The organism is Streptomyces polyrhachis, assembly GCF_042663125.1.
Taxonomy (GTDB): Bacteria; Actinomycetota; Actinomycetes; order Streptomycetales; family Streptomycetaceae; genus Streptomyces; species Streptomyces polyrhachii.
Genome location: NZ_JBHSZO010000085.1, coordinates 1 through 1314, shown reverse-complemented (window position 1 = coordinate 1314; position 1314 = coordinate 1). Strand labels below are relative to the sequence as shown.

The 1314-nt window shown below is 68.6% G+C and carries 2 protein-coding genes; one reads left to right on the top strand and one right to left on the bottom strand.

Going from position 1 to position 1314, the window contains the following annotated elements; translation table 11 throughout:
* Positions 1-206: WhiB family transcriptional regulator (locus tag ACFQLX_RS25660; protein ID WP_386418919.1), on the bottom strand; the 206-nt coding region annotated here is incomplete at its 3' end.
* 613 nt (positions 207-819) lie between these two features.
* Here ACFQLX_RS25660 and ACFQLX_RS25655 point away from each other — a divergent pair.
* Positions 820-1314: cysteine dioxygenase (locus tag ACFQLX_RS25655; protein ID WP_386418917.1), on the top strand; the 495-nt coding region annotated here is incomplete at its 3' end.

The window sequence follows — 1314 nt, the reverse complement described above, 5'->3', positions numbered from 1 at the left end:
CCGAAGCGCTCGTCGTTGGCCAGTGCGTACTCGAGGCACTCGGAGCGGACCTCGCAGGCGAGGCAGACCTTCTTCGCCTCCCGGGTGGAGCCGCCCTTCTCCGGGAAGAAGGACTCGGGGTCGGTCTGGGCGCACAGTGCGCGCTCCTGCCAGCCGAGCTCCTCGTCCGCCTCCTCGACCAGCACCTGCTCGAACAGCTCGGTCATGTGCAGCGCCCCTCGTCGGTCTGTGCTTCCCCGTGATGCCGTCGTTGTCCGTGGCCCGAACGACACGAGTGAAATTACAAGTGCGGTGCTCGGCGAGGGTCAAGCCGGGATCTGCTATTGAGCCCCTTATTCACCCTGCGGAACCAAGCGCCCGTAGAAAGTGTTCATATCGGCTGAAACCATGACACTCACGTCGGACGTCGCCCGAGCCCCGGCCGAACCGCCACCCGCTTCAGCGGGGGACGCCCGGTCGGTCCGCTCCATTGCGCACCAGCCGCCGATGCGAGCCGCGTCACAGTGTGATCACAGATCGGCAACGACGTTTGATGTCGCAGATGGAGCGCCATCTGTCCGTACAACGCCGTGGCAAAACCTTTCGCCTCGGGCGGCTACCGAAACGGATGAAAGAATTCGGACAATCGAGGCATCAGGTTGACAACCGTCCGGTTGACCCGATCTCCTGGAGGGCATGTTCCGTCTGTGTTGTCGCTGTCAGTGTTGTCAGGGCTGTCGTAGCTCCTTCTGAGCTCCAGCCCCTTCGGCGCGCCGTCCGTCCCGGCACCCCCGCGACAGCTTCCCGACCGACAGCACCAGGCCAAGGAACCCTCCCCTGATGTACAGCTACTCCCAGCTCACGGACATCCAGATCGGCGGCGACCCGCTCTTCGCCCCGCACCTCCTGCCCGCCCCCGCTCCCGGGCCCGCCACCGTCGCCGAGTTCGCCGCGCTCGCCCGCGAGATCGCCGAGGACCGCGACTCCTGGGCGCCGCTGGTGCGCTACGACGCCGCCTCGCGCTGGTACCACCGCGTGCGGACGGGGCCCGGATACGAGGCGTGGCTGCTGAGCTGGCTGCCCGGACAGGGCAGCGGCCGGCACGGCCACGGGCCGTCCTCCGGCGTCTTCTGCGTACTGGAGGGCGAGCTGACGGAGCTGACAGGCCCGGCGGGCGCCGAGCGGCGCCTCCGTACGCCCGGCGCGCGGCACGTCTTCGCGCCCGGGTACGTGCACGAGGTCGTCAACGAGCGGCTGACACCCGCCGTAAGCCTGCACGTCTACTTCCCCGGCCTGACCCGGATGCCGATGCACGCGCGGCGGTGCGCCGCGGCG